The sequence below is a fragment of the Clostridiales bacterium genome (assembly GCA_014799665.1).
Classification (GTDB): Bacteria; Bacillota; Clostridia; order Christensenellales; family Pumilibacteraceae; genus Anaerocaecibacter.
On record JAAVHP010000028.1, the window covers coordinates 1 to 17,924 of the forward strand.

The following is a 17,924-nucleotide window of genomic DNA, read 5'->3' on the forward strand; positions in this document are numbered from 1 at the left end:
TAAATCGACAAACCCCAATTTCAGTAACCTACTTGACGAGTATTATAAATAGGCTTTTACTTTCGATATCACTATTGTATAATCGTTATCCGCGGGGAGATTTCTCGCAAGCTCGAAATAACAAGGTTATTTTACTTTACCCTCAACAAAAAAGCTGCATCGGGAGTATAAGCCCAATACAGCTTTTTTTAACACAAAGTTTTCTTCGCTTCCTTCTTGTTCACAAGAAGGAAGAAAAAACCTACTCTTTCGCTTCGATAAGCTCGGCGTTTTTAAGGGTCTGCTGCGTGATCACACGCGCGGCGACGGCGCACCCGACGGCGAGCGCGGTTATGAACATACCGACCAGCCCGATACCGTCGTAATGGATACACACAAAACTGAGCTCAAACAAGAATATGACCGCATTGATCGCAATAAACAGCTCGCTGCCGAAGTACGCGCGCCGCTTAAACCCGTTTTTCGGCGCATACTCTTTAACGATACGCTTGGCTATTTTATAGCGCAGCTTGATCATAATAAACAACCATATCGCGATCCCGACGAGCACGAACACCGCCCACATATACGCATAAGCGAGCGACGGAATATTATAGGTAACGTATTCCAGCCCGCCCTGCGGCAAAAGCAGCACGACAAATTGCAGCATAAACCCGATCACGCACAGCATAGTCCGCGCAAACGCCATGTCTTTGAGCTTTTGTTCGTCCTTATCCACGTAATAGTACGCGCCCGACAGCTTTTGCTTTTTGTCTTTCTTCTTAGCCTTAGTCGCGCCGTCGGCGGTTTCGACAGCCTGCGCCCCGTCCGCTTCGCCCACGGCTTCGTCGGTCGCGGTTGCGGTTTCCGGCTCGGGCTCGGGCAAAACGCCGTCATCCAGTTTTTTGTATTCGCTTGTATCGTGCGGATTTTTCATTATATACGTAATTTCTTTATTTTTTAAAAATATATTCGCCGAAGCAAACGCCTCGACGAACGGAAAGGCTAGTTACAAACCTTTTTGATAAGCGACTCCCAATACTTGGCTTCCTTGTTCTTGCCCTTGACCCGATAGTACGCGGAGAGCGCGGCGCACGCCGACTTGACCCCGTTCTCGGCGAGGTCTTCGAGCTCGCGCACCGCTTTTTCCTCGTTGGTTTCGAGCTCCATAGCGGCGAGCTTGACCGAGCAGTCCAACATTCCCACGCGCGCGCCGCGACGGTAGAATCTAGCCGCAGTCACGTAATCGCCGTCGGCGTGGCATTTGTCGCCGTACGCTTCCTGCGCCTGCGGCTGACCGAGGTATGCGGCAAGCAGAATATACTTATCCGCGCCCGCGGGATCGGTCGGGCGCAAATACTCGGCGTAAATGAACATCGCAGTCGGGTCGTTGGCTTCGACGCTCGCTATGAGTTTGTTAAGATCGGCCTGGTTCATGCTTAACGTTTTTTTGAGTTATGCGAAAAGCGCCTTGACAGCCGCTTCGGGCGTGGTCGCGGAAGCTTGAAGCGCGGGCTTGAAGATTTCCGCGAGCGCGCCGCCGAGCTCCGCCGCCGCCTTTGCGCCGAGCTTAACGCCGCCGATCTTGTCGTAGATGGGCTTGAACGCCGAAAGGTCGGTGGACAGCGCCGTGCCTTTTTCGAGCACGCTGAGAAGTCCCGAGCAGTCGACCGTTTCGAACACGCCGCACGCAGTGAGCGCATCGGTCTTGCCGATAAACTTGTTGGGATCGGTCACTTCGCCCGCGAAAACGAGATAGAACGTTATGCCGTCCTTAGCCGCGGCGGCAACGACGGGTTTAAGCCCCGCGGGCTCCGCCGCCTTAATGATCCGCGCAACCTCGCGCGCGACCGTGTTTTTGGCAATGCCGTTGAACGCAACGACGGGCACGGGATAATCGAGAATATCCGTTTTGACCGCGCCGCCCGAGATCTCGGTCTTGACCTTGGCGTGAGTGAGCGCACAGTCCGCGCAGGTCAGGTAGCCGTCGATATCGCCGACCGACTTAGCCGCGATCACGCCGCCGTAGGTCGTAACGTACGCCGCCATACGCGAAAGCGTATCGTCGGCGGTAACGTCGGGCTTTTCGAGCTCGGCAATGCGCCCCGCAACTGCGCGCGGGATATACGCGAGCGCTTCGCCCTTAACGTCGAGGGTAACGCCCCCCGCCGCCTCGGCGGTACGCACGTATGCGAGGTATCCGTCCTTAGCGACAGCTTCGCCTGCCGAAGCCGCGCCGCCGTTCGCGTAAAGCTCGAACAAGAAGTCGAACGCCTTGTTTTTGTTGCGCCCGAGCGCGTCGCCGAAATACATATTGACGGTGCGCGGCATGGGGAAAAGAATATCGCGGACCGCCGCCTTATCGGCAGCAGGGCAAGCCGCGGTAAGCTCGTTTAAGAGCGCGGCGAGATCGGCTTCGCCGTAGTCGGCGTCCTGATCACGCGATACCGCGCCCGCGCCGCATACTACAGACAAGCGGTTGAGCGTGTACAGCGCGTCGAGTTCGTCGAGCAAAAGATTATCCGTCGCATAGCTGACGAGCTTGTTTAATATAAGATTGATGTCGTTTTTCATAGTTCTCCTAAATTCAGAATTCAGAATTATTGACCGCTTTGCGGTGTTTTTATTTAATTCGTCCGCAATTCTTAATTATGAATTCTTAATTCTTAATTTATTACACGCTTCTTACCGGAAGCACGAGATAGATATAGTCCTCTACTCCGCCGACGGGCGCGACAACGCACACCGAGGTCGAGTTGGTAAGGTTGAGCACGACCGTCTCGCAGTTCATGCAATGCAGGAACTCGGTGAAGTACCGCGCATTGAACGAGATCGAAAGGTCGGCACCGTCGGTATTGACGGGAAGGTTTTCCTCGACGGTACCCGCCTCGCTGCGCGAGCTGACCGTCATGTTCGTTTGCGAAATATCGAACCGAACGAGGTTGTTGTTCTTCTCCGATCGAGCCATAAGCACCGCGCGGTCGATAGCGTCCTCGAACAGGTTTTTGGGAATGTACACGAGCGTGTCGAAATGCTGAGGAATGATCTGACGATAATTGACGAACGTGCCGTCGATGAGCCGCGTGGTGATCGTCGTCGCGTCGACCTGGACCATGAGGAAGTTCTTGTGAAGATTGAGCTTGACTTCGTCGTCAATATCGGTCAAAAGCCGCGAGATCTCCATGACCGCGCGAACGGGCACGGTAATGCTCGTAGAAGCAGTCGTCGCGATAATCGGCTTAACGCATTTGGCGAGCCGATAGCCGTCGGTCGTGACGGCGACGACTTCGCTGTCGTTGATTTCCAAGAGCACGCCTTTGAGCGTGGGGTGCGAATCGTCGGTGCACACCGAGAACGCAACCTTGTTTACGAGGTCTTTAAGATCGCAGCTTTTAAGCTCGAAGTGCTGCGTGTCCTCTATGCGGTTGACCTCGGGATATTGCTCGACAGGGAAGCACCCGAACTCGCCCTCGCTACGCTCGTAGTCGATTTTGAGCCGCGACGGAGAAGCGGTGAGCACTATCGTCTGCGAGGTAAGCTTTTTGACGAAATCGCCGAACAGCTTGCCGGGCACGACCGCCTCGCCCGTTTCAATAACGTTGGCGCGGATCATGTGCTCGATCGAAAGTTCGAGATCGGTCGCGGTCAGCGTGAGCGTGCCGTCGCTCGCCGAAAGCTTAATGCCTTCGAGCACGGCGTTGGTCGAGCGCGCGGGAACAGCCTTTATTACGCGTGCGACCGCGTCGCTTAAATCATTACCGTTGCATTCTACTTTCATTGGTTTTTTCCTCTCATGCTTTTTCTTTAATTATACTATACCTCGGGCGAATTGTCAATTATTGCGCGACCTGTCGATTAAGAATTTTGTCATGAGTGGGCAAAAAGAGATGATTATAATATTTCGAGCGGATTTCGGCGATAAAAGGCGGCAAAAATTCGCGCTCGTAGCGGCGCTACGCGCAAGAATTTTCGGCGTTTACGTCATTGCCGCCTTTTTGCCCGAAAGACGCCGAAAGATTTTTCATCACGATTTGCCCACTCATAGTTTAAAACCGCTTTACTTTGCGACGGCAAAATGCTATACTTAATATATTAGAAGAATTATCAAGGCGAAACCATGAAAATCCACGAATCGGAAGAAATGTACCTCGAAACGATCCTCGTTCTTAAAAGCGAACGCCCCGCCGTCCGCTCGATAGATATTGCCGAAAAACTCGGCTACGCCAAGTCGAGCGTGTCGCGCGGCGTGAGCCTTTTACAGGACCGCGGCTATATCCGCGTGGGTGACGACGGGTTTATCGAGTTCACCGCCGAGGGCGCGAAGAAAGCGAATACTATTTACGAAAGACACAACGTGCTGACCAAGCTTCTCGTTTCTATCGGCGCAAACCAAGAACTCGCCGAAGACAACGCCTGCCGCATAGAACACGTTATCGACGACGAGCTGTTCGATATTATTAAGAAGAAAATCGACGGCTGATTTGCCAACCGCAAGCCGTTTTATGAAAACCAAGCTGAATAAAAAACAAAAAACCCTTATAGGAATTTTAACGCCGATCATCGCATTGATTTTGGCGTTTTTAATTTTGTGTTTCGTGACTATGGGAATATACTCGCCCGCATTCTTGGGCAGAGTTCTTACGCATTTCGATTCGAGCGTAAACGATTATAAAATATTCCCCGAGCGAGTTATACAAAAGAGCGAACAGCCGTATTTATATGAAAAACGCATAAATGCCGCTATCGGCGAATTAACAGTCGACTACGGAAGCAAACAAAAAACTCTTAGCGAGTTCGTTAAAAGCACCGACACTTGCTCGTTTATAATAGTTAAAAACGATAAAATCGTTTACGAGCAATACGCAAACGGCTACGACGAAAACTCGATAAACACATCGTTTTCTATGGCGAAATCGGTCGTTTCGCTCCTGATAGGCAAAGCGATAGAGAACGGTTTTATCAAAAGCGTGAGCGAACCTATATCTAATTATATTACCGTGTTCCAAACCGAAGAAATCGGTAAAACGACGATAGAAGATCTACTTCTAATGCGCTCGAATATCGTTTACGACGAAGATAAATTTTTGTGGTTCGGCGACGACACGCTCACCTATTGGCACGACGATTTAAGAGCGCTCGCTCTATCGCATACAGACTTAACAAATGAGTACGGCGGCAGATTCAGGTACAATAACTATCACCCGCTGCTACTCGGCATTATTTTGGAACGCAGTACGGGCGTGACAGTTTCGCAATTTTTCGAGCGCGAAATTTGGCAAAAAATCGGCGCGGAGCACGACGCGTCGTGGAGCCTAGACGGCGATAAATCGGGTTTTGAAAAGATGGAGAGCGGAATAAACTTCCGTGCGGTCGATTTCATAAAAATAGGCAGTATGATATTGCGCGACGGGTTTTGGAACGGGTCGCAGGTTATAAACAAAGATTGGCTAGACAAATCGACTTTGTGCGATTTTCCTATAAACAAAACGGACTACGAAAATTCGTTTTTGGCAGGTAAGAATATAGGCTACAAATATATGTGGTACTCCGTTCCGTCCGAACAGTCACCCGATATAATCGCTTGGGGCAAGTCCGATCAAATACTGTATATATCGCCCGCCAACGACTTGGTAATATTGCGCACGGGCAAATCGGACGGCGGCGTACAAAATTGGGCGGAAACGTTACAAAAAATAATAACCGATATTAATTAAAGGAAGCTATATGAATATTCAAATAGAAAAGCGCGTCGGCAATAATATTCGACGGTTGCGTGAAAAGGCGGGCTTTACGCAAGACTATCTCGCGGCACAGCTTCAATTGCTCGGATGTGATATAACGCGAAGCGCAGTCGCCAAAATCAAAGTCGGGCAACGCCATATTTACGCCGACGAAATAATTCTAATCAAGCAAATACTCAACGTAGACTATTCCGATATTTTCGCGCAAAATTAAACTTCCGCCGTGACTTAGCGGAAGTTTTTTATTTCTTAATATTTAATTATTAATTTTTATTTCATTTCCAAACCGAACGCCGCTGAGATCTCTGTTGCAACTGTTTCTGCGTTCTTTCTTTGCGTTTCAAGGCCTGCGTGGTTATCCGCGCCGTCCTTGGCGTTATCGATTTCTATAACTACTATTTGCGAACGGTACGACAGCTCGTCGATAACGCTTTTGGCGAGCGCGCCGTTGCCCGTCGTTTTGCTGTTGCACGTCCAAGCGATATCCGCCGCAGGGTGCAGACCGTGTATACGGTCGAGCAGTGTTTTTACCGCCGTGCAGAACTCGTTCTCGGCGGTCTTGCGCTCGGCAGAGCCCTCGTCCAAAAGACTTATATGACTGTTCCAATCGTTGCCGCCGATATTGATTATAACTACGTCGGGCGAGCTGCTTTCGTGATCCCACTTGCTATCGGTAGGCGCGACCGATTTAGTCGAGCCGTCGGCGTTGTATTCGGCGGTCAGTCCCGTCGCTTCGTACGCGTCGATAAGGCTCGCCACGCCGCGGTAGCCCCACTTGATTCCCATGCCGCTGTTGCTTACAAACTCGCACTCGCCGCCGAACATACGCGCGGCAAGGTACCCGAACCCATACATTGACGACGAGTTCTCGGTCGTCCAGCTCTCGCCTTCCTTGCCCAAGCACCCGTGCCCCGAAATGCCCGAGCCGCCCAAAATCTGGAACTTGGGCGCGGAGCTTTTCTTGGGCTTAATAAAATCGCCGTCGGTCAATATCGACTTTACGGAAGTGCGCGAGTTTTCGGGCTCGCTCGCTTTCAGCACCATCACGGTATGCACCTTGTTTTCGTCCAGCCCGTCGACAACGGTCACCGTTTGAACGCTCTCGGTAAGCGGATAGACCTTGTAATAGTTCTCGTTCGAGTCCTCGATCTGCGTATCGCCCGAGCCGTCGACCGAAACGTAAAAATACGGGCGGTTGTACGCGCTGTCGGTATTTGTAGCGGTAAAGGTCACGTCCAGCCGAGTGCCGATAAACCGCACCTCGAACCCCGTAGCGGTATACGAGCAGTCGACAGTCTGCGTTTCGGCGTCGTACTCCGTCCGCCCCAACCATTTAACGTTGTTCCCGACGAGCCGCTTGCCGCTCAGCTCATTCATGGGTATAAGCGGATCGCTATCGCTTGCGCACGCGATAAGCCCCGAACACGCGAGCGCGCCCGCCGCCGCAAACGCCAAAATTTTATATAGTTTATTGTTCATAGCTTTGTCCTCTACAACGGCAAATACGTGACCGTATTGAGCATGGAGATCATAATAAATATCATGCAAGTGACGAACGCGCCGAGATACACTTTGCCCGTTTTGTTATAGAAATAACGGTTGTAAATGGGCAGAAGTATCATCATGGGCACGACGCCCCACAAAAGGTTTACGTACAGCCAGGTATCGGTCAGCCACACCGTGCCCGTCGCCGAGAACACTATGTATTGAAGCCCGATAATGCCGATAAGACCTATGCAGTTCGCCACGCACGCGATAGCAACGCTTCCCACCTTGCCCCAGCGCGCGTTGCGCATTGAGCAGTTCACGCGCACCGAGTTGGTGAAATAGAACAGGAAGAACAGCGGCATATACATTAGTGCGAGCACGAGTATTTTCCAGTTGGTATTGAGGAAAAGCGGGCGCACGCAAACGAAGAAGAACCGCGGGTCGACGTGGAATATGAGATACAGAACATCAACTATCGCGTAGAACGACACGAACGTTATAAACGCGAGAAGAAGATTTTTGAACACGTTGCTCGGCTTGTCTTTCAGGTTGATAAGCGTCGCGCCGCGCTTTCTGTGCCGTAGGAAGTGCGCCAATAGGAACAGCCCCATGCCGACCGCGGCGTTCATGACCGCCCACAGCATGACGGCGTTTGTCATGCGCTGCGGGAACAGCCAGGTCAAGCCGCCTTTGTTCTCCGACGGTCCGGTCGTGAACCAACCGGCGGCAAAGGTCGCCGCCCACTTGTACGCGAACAGCGCGAACACGGCGCAAACGGTGAAGATCCCCCAGAAAATGAGCTTATCGACTTTGCCGTCGTTGTGCCCCATGGGCTGAACCTCGTGCACCGCCGTCTTGAAAAACTTGGTGCGGAGCAGCAGGGTCGGGAACGCGAGCACGAACAGGAAAACGCCTATCAGCATAAAGCCCTGAAAAATCTCTTTCACCCACCACACCTGCGAGTAGGGCGAAACGCCGCTCGCCTCGATCGCGCCGTCGGTGAACACGTAGTCGAAGAACTCTACCACGTGCGCTATCGACAGATTGTCGTACGGTTGCAGTGCGTGGATGGTGCGCTCGTTGTGCACAACGCGGAATGTATGGTCGTCGGGGCTGCCGTAATAATCGTCGATGGAGACCTCGGTAACGAAGTTTTCTTCCGTGCCCTCGTGCAGATATATGCCCGAATTGACTATATTTATCGCCGACTTGGTGTAGCGCATATCGGAATAGTCGAGCGAGGTCGCGGCGTCCGCGTCGACGACGGTGCTCGTTCCCGAGTTTTGGTACGCGCCCTCGTCGAAGCGAGCGTACGCCACGCCGAGGTTGCACGCGAGGTTTTTGAGCGTTTTCATGTCCGAATCGGTAAACACCGAGTTACGCACGTAGCCCGAAATATACGCCGCCTGTATCCTTTGATTATTGTGCGTGCCGTACTTGCTCATGGCATAGATACAAGCGTTGCCGCCCGCCGAGTGCCCGGCAATGCCCACGCGCGAAAGGTCTATGTAATCGAAGTTGACGGGCGCGCCGCTCTCGTCGACCTCCGTCACGTGCTCGATTATCGCGAACAGCCCGTAGCCGACCTCGCTCGCCGTTTGGTCGGTAGTGCTCGACTCGCCCTGACTGTACGGATCGAGACACACGACCGCGAACCCGCGCCGCGACAGTTCGAGGTTGTACGCCGCCTGCGTTTCCTTGGTGCGCTGGTACCCGGGGCAAACGATAACGCACGGAACCCTGTTATCCGCGCTCGCGTTTTTAGGCTTGTACACGTCGGCGACCACCCAGGTGTCGTCGCCCGTTTTGAGCTTGAACGACTTAACGCTCACCCGTCCCCAGTCGGTATTTACGGCAAACGCGAACAGCGAACCGATAAGCAACAAGCATATAGCAAGCGCCAAAATAAACTTAGTCTTGTCTTTCCAAACGCCGATAAAGAATTTTTTGAGCCACGCGCCTGATTTTATAAAGAAGCTTTTAGCCTTATTCATTTTCGGTCGCCCCCGTCTGCATGAATTGATAGAACAGTAAAGCAAATTGGTTTTCCGCCGAACCGCTTATTACGCCGACTTTTCTATTTGTACTTGCGAAGAAACTTTCGGCAACATCGACTTTTGCTTTTTGAGTATCAAAAAGAGATTTATTGACTGCATTTCCACAAATAGCAACATTTACCTTTCCGTGAGTATTAACCGCCTCCGTAAATCCGGAAACATCTTTCCCGGTGACGATAACCCACTCTATTTGATCTGCCGTCAAGGACACTTGATTGACCGTTAAATATTGGTTAAATGCTTTTTTAAGGTTTTCTATTTCTGTTTCCGTAATATATATATCTTTTGCGGCTTCGCTTGCATTAGCGTGTATCGCCACAACCAATTTATATTCAGCTGTCGGCGGTTCTTCGCCTATCTCACTAAACCGCGCATAAAGGGGCAAAGCCTTGCTCGTGCTTAAATTCGCCAGCGCGGAATAGGTCGCCGAGGTATTAAGGAACGTTTCGCCCTCGACAGGTTCGGGATTGACCGACCAACCGTCGAACTTATAATCTTCTTCCGCTTCGAGAGTGTCAAGCGCAAGACTTCCACCCGAGAACACGAGCGCGGTATCTATTTTTTGGTCGCCGTTATAGAGCGTAACTTCTACGTAGTCGGGGCACATTATCTTTTGGGCTTCGACGGTTTCGAGGAATTCCGCGAACTTGGCAACCGCTTCGTCGCTACCGTTATAACCGACGTACAGCGTATCGTACTTTTTCTTCGAGTCGTTTTGGTTGGCGATAAACACGCTCGGGTGACTGCCGAATGATGAATGCAAATTGGTAGATTTGTACGCAAACGCCATGTTCGCGCCGGCTCCGGCATATTCGGTTATGAACGCATTGTTGTCGCCTGCCGTCAACTCGACCGTGGTCGATTTTCCGTACTTTTCTGCGTCGTAGAAAGATGAGTTCTCGAACGCCGTCACAAGCGTGTCCACGGTCGTCTTGTCTACGTATCTCGTCCATACGGCTACTTTAAGCGTGGGTAAAGTCGGCGCGGTGCTCTTTTCGGTAAACCGCGCGTACAGCGTTACCGCTTTTTCCTCTGCTATTCCCGCAAGCGTTGCATAGGACACGATTAAGTTATACAGCGTTTCGTCGTCCTGCGGCTCCTTTTCTTTCGCCCAACCCGCAAACTCCATATCTTCTTCCGCTTCGAGAGTGGTAAGATTGAGATTGCCGTTAGATAACACGAGCACGGTATCTAATTTTTCGTCGCCGTTGTAGAGAGTGACTTCAACATAGTTGGGGTTCATTATCTTTTTGGCGGTATCGGTCGCAATGAACTCTGCAAAGCTGCTTGCCACGCTGTCATTGCCGATTATGCCGACCTGTCGGTTAGCTACGTTGCCGTTATCTACGCGTATCACGCTAACCGAAACGTCCTCTCTTTGCCCGACGTCCAAATTGTTCTGACCGAACGAAACGTTATATTTGCCGTATTGCGCGTTGCCTGCTTTTACTGCCGCGGCGTAATCGTCTACGCCGTGTTCGGTGAGTACCGTATAGCGCGCGTCCTCGTATCCGTCGAAATACTGCGAGTTTTTGAACGCTTTGAGTAGCTCACCTACCATATCGCCGTCGATAAATCGACCGAAAACAGCCACGTTAAGCACCTTAGATTCGGGGCGCGTGCCGTTTACGTACACGGGATAAATGGTGACGGTCGAGCCGTACTCCGCAAGGTCCGCATAGCCAAGCGCCTCGCCGTAAGCAAAAGCTATCTTATTACCGTTCTTTAATAAGGTATAGCCCACCACGTAGCTCGTATCGGTATCGGGCGCCTCGGGAGTTATCTTGTTCTTGCTCGCCCTGCTCACCGAATAATCTATATCGGCTTGCCCGTCGATTTTGAGCACTACGTTTATCGTTCTGTCCTTGACCGCCGTCGTCACCGTAAATGTAGGCGATTTCGCCGAACGGAACGCGCTGCTTTCGCCGTTGAGCGTTGCGAACTGTTCTTCGCTCAACTCGGGAAGGGTATAATCGTCTGTCTTATATTGTTCCTTAACCGCCTCGGTGATCTCGATAGCGATATTGTTGTCGCCCACGGGCGCGGTCAAAGGCTTAGCGGCGTTGTTTACGATTTCGTTGTTCGTGCAAACGGTAAAGTCGCGGCTGTCGAGATTGTCGCTAAGGTAAATACTGTCAGTCGCCGACTTGGCAAGCTTATACGCCGCGCCGTCGTAGGCGTAAACGTTGGAAAGAGCGTAGCAATTGCTCACCGTCGCACCGTCGTTGGTCAGCCCGACGATACCGCCGACGTTCGCTGTGCCGCCTATATAGTTATGCGCAGTAATATTCTTGCGGTAATCGGCGGTCGTGTAGCAGTAGGTTATTTCGCCGCTGTTCTCGCCCGCAATGCCGCCCACGTTGTTATTTCCGTAAACGCGCATACTCGCAGTCGAGCATTTCGTAATTTTTCCGTCCGCCGTGTTGAACGCTACGATACCGCCGATATTGTTGTTTGCGCCGCCGCCCGTGCGCGAACGCTGGGCAAGAAGCCTGCCCGTCGCCGTGCACGAAATTATTTCGCCGTAGTTAACGGAAGCGATACCGCCCATATAGCTCATTGCCGAGGTGGACGAGCCGCTTTCTATCGCGTTGCCCGCGCCGAGCGTGCCGCCGTACGTGCAGTTTTCTATTTTTCCGTTGTTGATAACGGCTATGCCGCCCGCGCCCACCTTAGCGCGCGCCGAGCCCGAATACGTAGAGTCGGCTACCGAGCCGTTGTTCACGCCGACGATACCCCCCGCGCCGCCGACTATTCCGTTCTTGTCGCCGTCGAGCACGCCCGCCGTGCCGATACTGCTTTCAATGCCCGCAGAAACGGTGCAGTATTGAACTTTTCCGTTGTTCACGCTCGCGACTATGCCTACGCAGTTTTCGGCGGCGTCGGCGATACTGCCCGCGACCGTCAAGTCCTCGACTACCGCGTTTTCACCGAGCGTGCCGAAAAGACCGCAGCCGCCCGCGTCGATAGTTACCGTTTTGCCGTTGCCGTCGAGATACCCGTCGAACGTGTTGCCGACTATATCCTGCGCCAAAAGCCTTACGTTTAGATCTTTTTCTATCCTATAGTAATTGTCCGCGCCGATATTCAACCCGTTTATAGCCGCAAGGTCCGTGCCGTCGACTACGAGATAGGGGTTCGCCTTAGTGCCGTTGCCCTTAAAGTACAACTCGGTTTTAACGGTCTTGCCGCTCTCGCAGCTGACTTCAACCGCGTACACGCCGCCCGCGGGGATAACGGTAGGCGTAAATTCAAGTTCGTACACTCCGTCGTGGTTCTTGTACGAGGTGAAAGTAAGACTGCCGTCGGTTACAGCACCGCTCGAATAATCGTACTCGCCGCCGCCGATATACGTGCCGCGCATGAGCTTGATTTCGAAAACTGTGTCCTCGTCGATACCGCGCTGCAACCATACGACCGAGTTGGAAAACGCCTTCCGCCCCGCCGTGATGTTATCGGGCACGTTGGAAACGTACAAAAAGTTGGACCACAAAACGATATCGCCCGTCACGCGTTCTTTGGAAATATCGTAGGCTTTAACGCCATCCTCGTCGAAATACCAGCCGTCGAAAATATAATTCTCGTCGGTACGCTCGGGGGCGGCGGGCAGCTCCACACGCTTGCCGCGCTCCACTTCCACACGGCTGAATACGGTATCGCCGTCAATGAACGTTACCGTATAATACCGCTTTTCGTCCTTTGAACACCCCACCGCAAAAAGCGCGCAAAATATACAAAAGACGAGCGCAAGAATAATATTTCTCAATCGTTTTCCCCGCGTCATATTCACACCCCGAAAGATTAATTTGAGTAACTTCGACCCAACCGAAATTTCGCCGTTTTAGGCGTTTTTTCGATTTTTCGCGTTCGAATTTGCGAAAAAACGGCGTTTTTCGCTATTTTTTCAGTTTGGACACGCCCGTTTTGACTGCCGCTTCGGCGACCGCTTTCGCCACGCAGTCATGCGCTGTTTTGTCGTAAGCGTAAGGCAATATGTATTCGCGCGACAATTGTTTTTCGGTCACGCAATTCGCAATTCCTTCTGCGGCGGCGAGCATCATTTCGGTATTGACCGTATTCGCCCGCACGTCGAGCGCGCCGCGGAACAGCCCCGGGAAAACCAAAACGTTGTTTATCTGGTTGGGGTACTGCGACGAACCCGTGCCTACTATAAATGCTCCCGCTTCGAGCGCGGCTTCGGGACTGATCTCGGGCACGGGGTTGGCGCACGGGAACAGTATCGCCTTTTCCGCCATCGACTTTACCATGTCCTTAGTCACGCAGTTGGGACCGGACACGCCCACGAACACGTCCGCGCCTTTCATGGCGTCGGCGAGTTTTCCGCGAAGCTTCGCGCGGTTTGTCGTTTTCGCCATTTCTTTCTGTACGGGGTTGAGCCACTCCTCGCCCTCGCACACTATGCCTTTAAGATCGCAGAGCGTAACGTCCTTTACGCCGTAGAGCATTAGAAAGCGCGCTATCGATATGCCCGCCGCGCCCGCGCCGTTGACTACGACCTTGATTTTGGTCTTGTCCTTTTTGGCAAGCTTCAACGCGTTGATAAGCGCCGCCGTCATTACGATCGCCGTGCCGTGCTGGTCGTCGTGAAACACGGGAATGTCGAGCTCCGCTTTGAGCCGCGTTTCTATCTCGAAACAGCGCGGCGCGGAAATGTCTTCGAGGTTGATTCCGCCGAACGAGCCCGAAAGAAGCTTTATCGTGTTGATTATCTCGTCCACGTCCTTGCTCTTAATGCACAATGGGTACGCGTCGACGCCGCCGTACGCTTTGAACAACGCGCACTTCCCTTCCATAACGGGCATACCCGCTTCGGGACCGATATCGCCGAGCCCGAGCACCGCCGTGCCGTCCGTTATTACGGGAACGGTGTTCCAGCGGCGCGTGAGTTCGAAACTTTTTTCTATATCGTCGTGAATAGCCATGCACGGCTCGGCTACGCCGGGCGTGTACGCGAGCGATAACGCTTCGCGGCTGTCGACGGGAACGCGGCAAACCGTTTCGATTTTGCCCTTCCACTCGCCGTGCAATTTCAAAGACTGCTCTCTTGTTGTCATTTTTCCCTCCGATAATTTCACAAGAAATTTTGGTTTTTCTATTTACATTATACAATAAATCTATTATAATGTAAAATGATAATATGGTATGCTTATCATACACTAATTGCATATCACGGGGTTTATATGAACTACGACTACTACCGCATATTTTATTACGTTGGTAAGCACAAGAACATAACGCGCGCCGCCGCCGAGCTGTATTCTTCACAGCCCGCGCTCACCCGCGCCATACAGAACTTGGAAAGTGAATTAAACTGCCGACTGTTCGTCAGGACGAAAAACGGCGTTGAGTTCACCAACGAGGGGCAACGGCTGTTCGAATACGTGAACGTGGCGCACAACCAGCTGTTAAAGGGCGAGGAAGAAATAAGCCGAGCCGTAAGCGTGGACGGCGGAACAATACATATCGGTTCGTCGGTCACTGCGCTTCATAACTTTTTGTTCAACGTTCTCGACGATTTTCACTATATGCACCCCGGCGTTAAGTTCAAAATAACGACGGGCTCTAATAACGGCACGGTGGAAAAGCTCAAAACGGGCTTGATAGACCTTGCGTTCGTGTCCACACCGTTCAATAATTCCAAAGAACTTACGACCGTAACCGTCGCAAGCTTTAACGACATTCTTATTGCGGGAAACAGCTTCGGCTATCTTAAAGACAAGCGGCTGTCGCTGACCGATATAAAGAACTACCCTTTTATATGTTTGCGGCAAGGTATGCAGCTTCGTCAGTTCATAGACGATATATTCATAAAGAACGGCTTGACCGTTTCGCCCGATATAGAAACCGACGGCGCCGATCTTTTGGTGTCTATGATTTGTCATAATTTCGGGCTTGGGTTCGTGCCGCAAGGCATGGCTGAGGACGCTATCGAACGCGGCGAAGTTTTCAGAATCGAGCTCGACGAAGAACTGCCCGAGCGCAGTATTTGCATGGTGTCCGACCCTCACCACCCGCACACCAACGCTTCGCGAGAATTTTATAAAATCGTCAAAAATCGCATTCGCAGCTGACAAAAATTCAAAAAACTGCCCAAAAATCGCAAAAAATTTTATTTATCGTTATAGAGTTTTTGTCCAAACAAAAAGCCCGCTATATTCTCAAAAAAGAAGTAGCGGGCTATAAATATTATATTCTCAATTTTATTACATTTCTAAAATATTCTTCATCGTTATTCATAAAAGCAATCATATCTTCTATTGCTTTTTGATACCCTCGCGGATGCCAATGCGTACCGGCTTTTTCTTTCTTTTTAGAGAATTTTTTAATCCGTAAATATTGTAATGAAAATACGTATTCCAAAAAATCGTTTTCGTCCTCTTGATATAATAACATTTCACCGATTTGGGATTTCCCTGTTATAACCAAATAATTTACATCGGGATAAAATCCTAAATCCGTGGACGCTTGTTGAAGCTTTATCGGTAAATTCAATTCCACGCCCTTCTTATAGATATATTCAATATCGCTCATTGAATATCCAAACTCTCGTTGCTTTTTGATATTTATGATAAGCACCCAAAAATCGCAAAATTCACCCCAAATAATCTTTTTTCGAATTGGCGATTTTGCATTATCTATATCATCACACAAAGATAAAATGCTATTTAAATCAATAATATTTTCCTCAATGTAAAACGGAGTACCTTTTGAATTCAAACATATATCATTGGAAGTTGCCTGTGCATCATCCAAAATCGTTACTTGGGAATCAATGCCGAATATCGGTAAATATTTTGTAAGTGTTTCTTTATTTATTTCCGTAACAAGTTTTTTCATAAATTTTTCAAATTACTTTTTATCGTATTTCGTTTTATACTTGGCAATGCACTTGCGCACGATCTCGATCGCGTCGTACTTGTGCGCGATCTCTTTGACCGTCGTCTTTTTATGTTCGAGCATTTTATAGACCTCGAAGAAGTGCATCATTTCGTCGAACAAATGCTTGGGCAGTTCGTTGATATCGTAATAGCATTTGTAATTGGGATCGTCGACGGGCACGGCGATTATCTTTTCGTCGAGCGCGCCGCCGTCAACCATCTTTATAACACCGATGGGCGTGCAAGTGACGAGCGTCATCGGATGAATAGTTTCGTTGCAAAGAACGAGAACGTCAAGCGGGTCGCCGTCGTCCGCGAGCGTGCGCGGAATGAACCCGTAGTTTGCCGGATACACCGTCGAAGTATAAAGTACGCGGTCGAGCCGCAGTAAGCCCGTTTCTTTATCGAGCTCGTACTTGGTTTTACTGCCCTTGGGTATTTCTATAAGCGCTTCGAACTTCTGTTCGGTAATGCGTTCGGCTTTTATGTCGTGCCAAATATTCATAGTCGCCTCTTGTCTTTTATTTTCATTAATTATATCATTTTAATTTTCGGTTGTAAAATGATATTACGGTATACGGGCTATAACTTGGGCGCATGAATTAGTAAGTTATTTAAATAAGTATGTATACTTTCAACTATACCCGACCATACTAAACTTGCGTAAAGAAAAAAACAAGGGGGAAATAAAATGGCTAATACGAAAAAGACTGCTTCCAAGAGCAATTCGACGCGCTGCTGCGGCGCCAAGAAGTCGAACAATGACGTTCAGGCTAAGAGCACCACGAGCAAGTCGACTACTCGCACTCAAAGCAAGAAGTCTACGACCGTTAAATAAATTAGGCATGGTTTATCGAAGCAAGCTTCGATACCGCGCATTCCGTGCGCTCTCCACAGCACGCTGTGGAGAAACCTAATTTGTTCTCGGCGCATTTTTGCCTTTGCAAGCAAGCAAAAATGCTTCTCGAATAAAGTAAACTAATATTCTAATGGTTTACTACTTAGCGCCAAGACAAAAGGGTCCCACGTGTGCCATTTTGTTGAGGGAATGACCTCGGCGCAAATCCACACTAACTAAATTTTTACGCAACGATCAGCCGAGCCACGCTCGGCTTTTCGCTTGTATAAAAATAGTAAAAAATCTTGATTTGCTAAACCGTCGGTTTAGTTGAACGGTAGGGTATCCGAAAGTTTATAAACTTCATTAAAAATTTCGAATGAGCGCGCGACGAGTTTATGGGCGAATAAGGATGCGGGCGGGCATTAGTTACTAAAAAATATTTTTGGGCTATTATGGGTTGACGACGGTCATGCGCAAGGGTAATAATCCGTCATTCTGAGCAACGCGAAGAATCTCACTTTGATTAAACCTATCTTTTGAGATCCTTCGCTCACGCTCAGGATGACGGGAACAAAAGAAGTGTACAGTTTAACAACAGCCCATTAATCAACTCGGCGGGTGAAATCGCACGCTCAAACTTTTTCGCATAAATCTTGATTTACTAAACCGTCGGTTTACCGTCACGGTAGGGTATCCGGAAATTTTCTTTCTTCATGCAAAATTCTGTCTCAGACCGCCAAAATAGGGTTGTTTTGGGATGCAATCGGTCAAAGAGTGGGGGTGAGTTATTTCTAAACAACCTTGCGGCTACGCCAAAGATCCCTCGACGTTGCTCGGGATGATGATGGTTGATATTTTCTTTTTGATAATATCGTCATGACAAGCGCGGCTTTTAATTCATCATCCCGACCGAAGCGGA

Annotated in this window: 15 protein-coding genes; 5 read left to right on the plus strand and 10 right to left on the minus strand. The window is 50.3% G+C overall.

Features of this window, described 5'->3' with window-relative positions; genetic code table 11:
- Positions 1–241: 241 nt before the first annotated feature.
- From HDT28_08655 to dnaN, 4 genes are all read right to left on the minus strand, one after another.
- Entirely contained in the window at positions 242–916 is a 675-nt protein-coding gene (locus tag HDT28_08655; protein MBD5132637.1) for a hypothetical protein, read from the minus strand.
- 68 nt (positions 917–984) lie between these two features.
- Positions 985–1,416: a hypothetical protein gene (locus tag HDT28_08660; GenBank protein ID MBD5132638.1), complete on the minus strand. Its 432-nt coding sequence runs from the start codon at positions 1,414–1,416 to the stop codon at positions 985–987.
- An 18-nt stretch (positions 1,417–1,434) separates the two neighbouring features.
- Positions 1,435–2,553, minus strand: a complete 1,119-nt coding sequence (locus HDT28_08665) for a hypothetical protein (GenBank protein ID MBD5132639.1) — start codon at positions 2,551–2,553, stop codon at positions 1,435–1,437.
- A 100-nt stretch (positions 2,554–2,653) separates the two neighbouring features.
- Positions 2,654–3,757: a DNA polymerase III subunit beta gene (gene dnaN / locus HDT28_08670; GenBank protein MBD5132640.1), complete on the minus strand. Its 1,104-nt coding sequence runs from the start codon at positions 3,755–3,757 to the stop codon at positions 2,654–2,656.
- Positions 3,758–4,096: 339 nt separating this feature from the next.
- Between dnaN and HDT28_08675 the strand changes: the two genes are divergently transcribed.
- The 3 genes from HDT28_08675 to HDT28_08685 are packed head-to-tail and all read left to right on the plus strand — an operon-like array spanning position 4,097 to position 5,934.
- Positions 4,097–4,459, plus strand: coding sequence for a metal-dependent transcriptional regulator (locus tag HDT28_08675; GenBank protein ID MBD5132641.1), 363 nt, complete (start codon positions 4,097–4,099; stop codon positions 4,457–4,459).
- A 22-nt stretch (positions 4,460–4,481) separates the two neighbouring features.
- Positions 4,482–5,693, plus strand: coding sequence for a serine hydrolase (locus HDT28_08680; protein MBD5132642.1), 1,212 nt, complete (start codon positions 4,482–4,484; stop codon positions 5,691–5,693).
- A gap of 10 nt (positions 5,694–5,703) precedes the next feature.
- A complete protein-coding gene (locus HDT28_08685; protein MBD5132643.1) occupies positions 5,704–5,934 on the plus strand; it encodes a helix-turn-helix transcriptional regulator in 231 nt (76 codons plus the stop codon).
- 56 nt (positions 5,935–5,990) lie between these two features.
- On the opposite strand, the gene HDT28_08690 is transcribed toward HDT28_08685, so the two are convergent.
- From HDT28_08690 to HDT28_08705, 4 genes are all read right to left on the minus strand, one after another.
- The gene (locus HDT28_08690) at positions 5,991–7,199 is read right to left on the minus strand and encodes a hypothetical protein (GenBank protein MBD5132644.1); all 1,209 of its coding nucleotides are present in this window, start codon (positions 7,197–7,199) and stop codon (positions 5,991–5,993) included.
- 11 nt (positions 7,200–7,210) lie between these two features.
- Positions 7,211–9,202, minus strand: coding sequence for a hypothetical protein (locus HDT28_08695; protein MBD5132645.1), 1,992 nt, complete (start codon positions 9,200–9,202; stop codon positions 7,211–7,213).
- Positions 9,195–13,031 carry an InlB B-repeat-containing protein gene (locus HDT28_08700; GenBank protein MBD5132646.1) on the minus strand — a complete coding sequence of 1,279 codons (3,837 nt, stop codon included), beginning with the start codon at positions 13,029–13,031 and terminating at the stop codon, positions 9,195–9,197. Before HDT28_08700 ends, HDT28_08695 begins: the two co-directional genes overlap by 8 nt.
- 130 nt (positions 13,032–13,161) lie before the next feature.
- Complete coding sequence (locus HDT28_08705; GenBank protein MBD5132647.1) at positions 13,162–14,340, minus strand: NADP-dependent malic enzyme; 1,179 nt, start codon at positions 14,338–14,340, stop codon at positions 13,162–13,164.
- 126 nt (positions 14,341–14,466) lie between these two features.
- Here HDT28_08705 and HDT28_08710 point away from each other — a divergent pair, with 126 nt between their 5' ends.
- Entirely contained in the window at positions 14,467–15,357 is an 891-nt protein-coding gene (locus HDT28_08710; GenBank protein MBD5132648.1) for a LysR family transcriptional regulator, read from the plus strand.
- A gap of 115 nt (positions 15,358–15,472) precedes the next feature.
- Here HDT28_08710 and HDT28_08715 read toward each other — a convergent pair whose 3' ends face one another.
- Both HDT28_08715 and HDT28_08720 read right to left on the minus strand, forming a co-directional pair.
- A complete protein-coding gene (locus HDT28_08715; GenBank protein ID MBD5132649.1) occupies positions 15,473–16,123 on the minus strand; it encodes a hypothetical protein in 651 nt (216 codons plus the stop codon).
- 12 nt (positions 16,124–16,135) lie between these two features.
- Positions 16,136–16,669 (minus strand): inorganic diphosphatase, encoded by a 534-nt coding sequence (locus HDT28_08720; protein ID MBD5132650.1) that lies wholly within the window; start codon positions 16,667–16,669, stop codon positions 16,136–16,138.
- 186 nt (positions 16,670–16,855) lie between these two features.
- On the opposite strand from HDT28_08720, the gene HDT28_08725 reads away from it, so the two are divergent.
- Positions 16,856–17,002, plus strand: a complete 147-nt coding sequence (locus HDT28_08725) for a hypothetical protein (GenBank protein ID MBD5132651.1) — start codon at positions 16,856–16,858, stop codon at positions 17,000–17,002.
- The last annotated feature ends 922 nt before the right edge of the window (positions 17,003–17,924 follow it).

Coding starts and splice junctions, on each gene's coding strand:
- HDT28_08715 (MBD5132649.1), bottom strand. CDS start 16,123: ATGAAAAAACTTGTTACGGAAATAAATAAAGAAACACTTACAAAATAT.
- HDT28_08685 (MBD5132643.1), top strand. CDS start 5,704: ATGAATATTCAAATAGAAAAGCGCGTCGGCAATAATATTCGACGGTTG.
- HDT28_08690 (MBD5132644.1), bottom strand. CDS start 7,199: ATGAACAATAAACTATATAAAATTTTGGCGTTTGCGGCGGCGGGCGCG.
- HDT28_08695 (MBD5132645.1), bottom strand. CDS start 9,202: ATGAATAAGGCTAAAAGCTTCTTTATAAAATCAGGCGCGTGGCTCAAA.
- HDT28_08705 (MBD5132647.1), bottom strand. CDS start 14,340: ATGACAACAAGAGAGCAGTCTTTGAAATTGCACGGCGAGTGGAAGGGC.
- HDT28_08725 (MBD5132651.1), top strand. CDS start 16,856: ATGGCTAATACGAAAAAGACTGCTTCCAAGAGCAATTCGACGCGCTGC.
- HDT28_08665 (MBD5132639.1), bottom strand. CDS start 2,553: ATGAAAAACGACATCAATCTTATATTAAACAAGCTCGTCAGCTATGCG.
- HDT28_08675 (MBD5132641.1), top strand. CDS start 4,097: ATGAAAATCCACGAATCGGAAGAAATGTACCTCGAAACGATCCTCGTT.
- HDT28_08720 (MBD5132650.1), bottom strand. CDS start 16,669: ATGAATATTTGGCACGACATAAAAGCCGAACGCATTACCGAACAGAAG.
- HDT28_08660 (MBD5132638.1), bottom strand. CDS start 1,416: ATGAACCAGGCCGATCTTAACAAACTCATAGCGAGCGTCGAAGCCAAC.
- HDT28_08655 (MBD5132637.1), bottom strand. CDS start 916: ATGAAAAATCCGCACGATACAAGCGAATACAAAAAACTGGATGACGGC.
- dnaN (MBD5132640.1), bottom strand. CDS start 3,757: ATGAAAGTAGAATGCAACGGTAATGATTTAAGCGACGCGGTCGCACGC.
- HDT28_08680 (MBD5132642.1), top strand. CDS start 4,482: ATGAAAACCAAGCTGAATAAAAAACAAAAAACCCTTATAGGAATTTTA.
- HDT28_08710 (MBD5132648.1), top strand. CDS start 14,467: ATGAACTACGACTACTACCGCATATTTTATTACGTTGGTAAGCACAAG.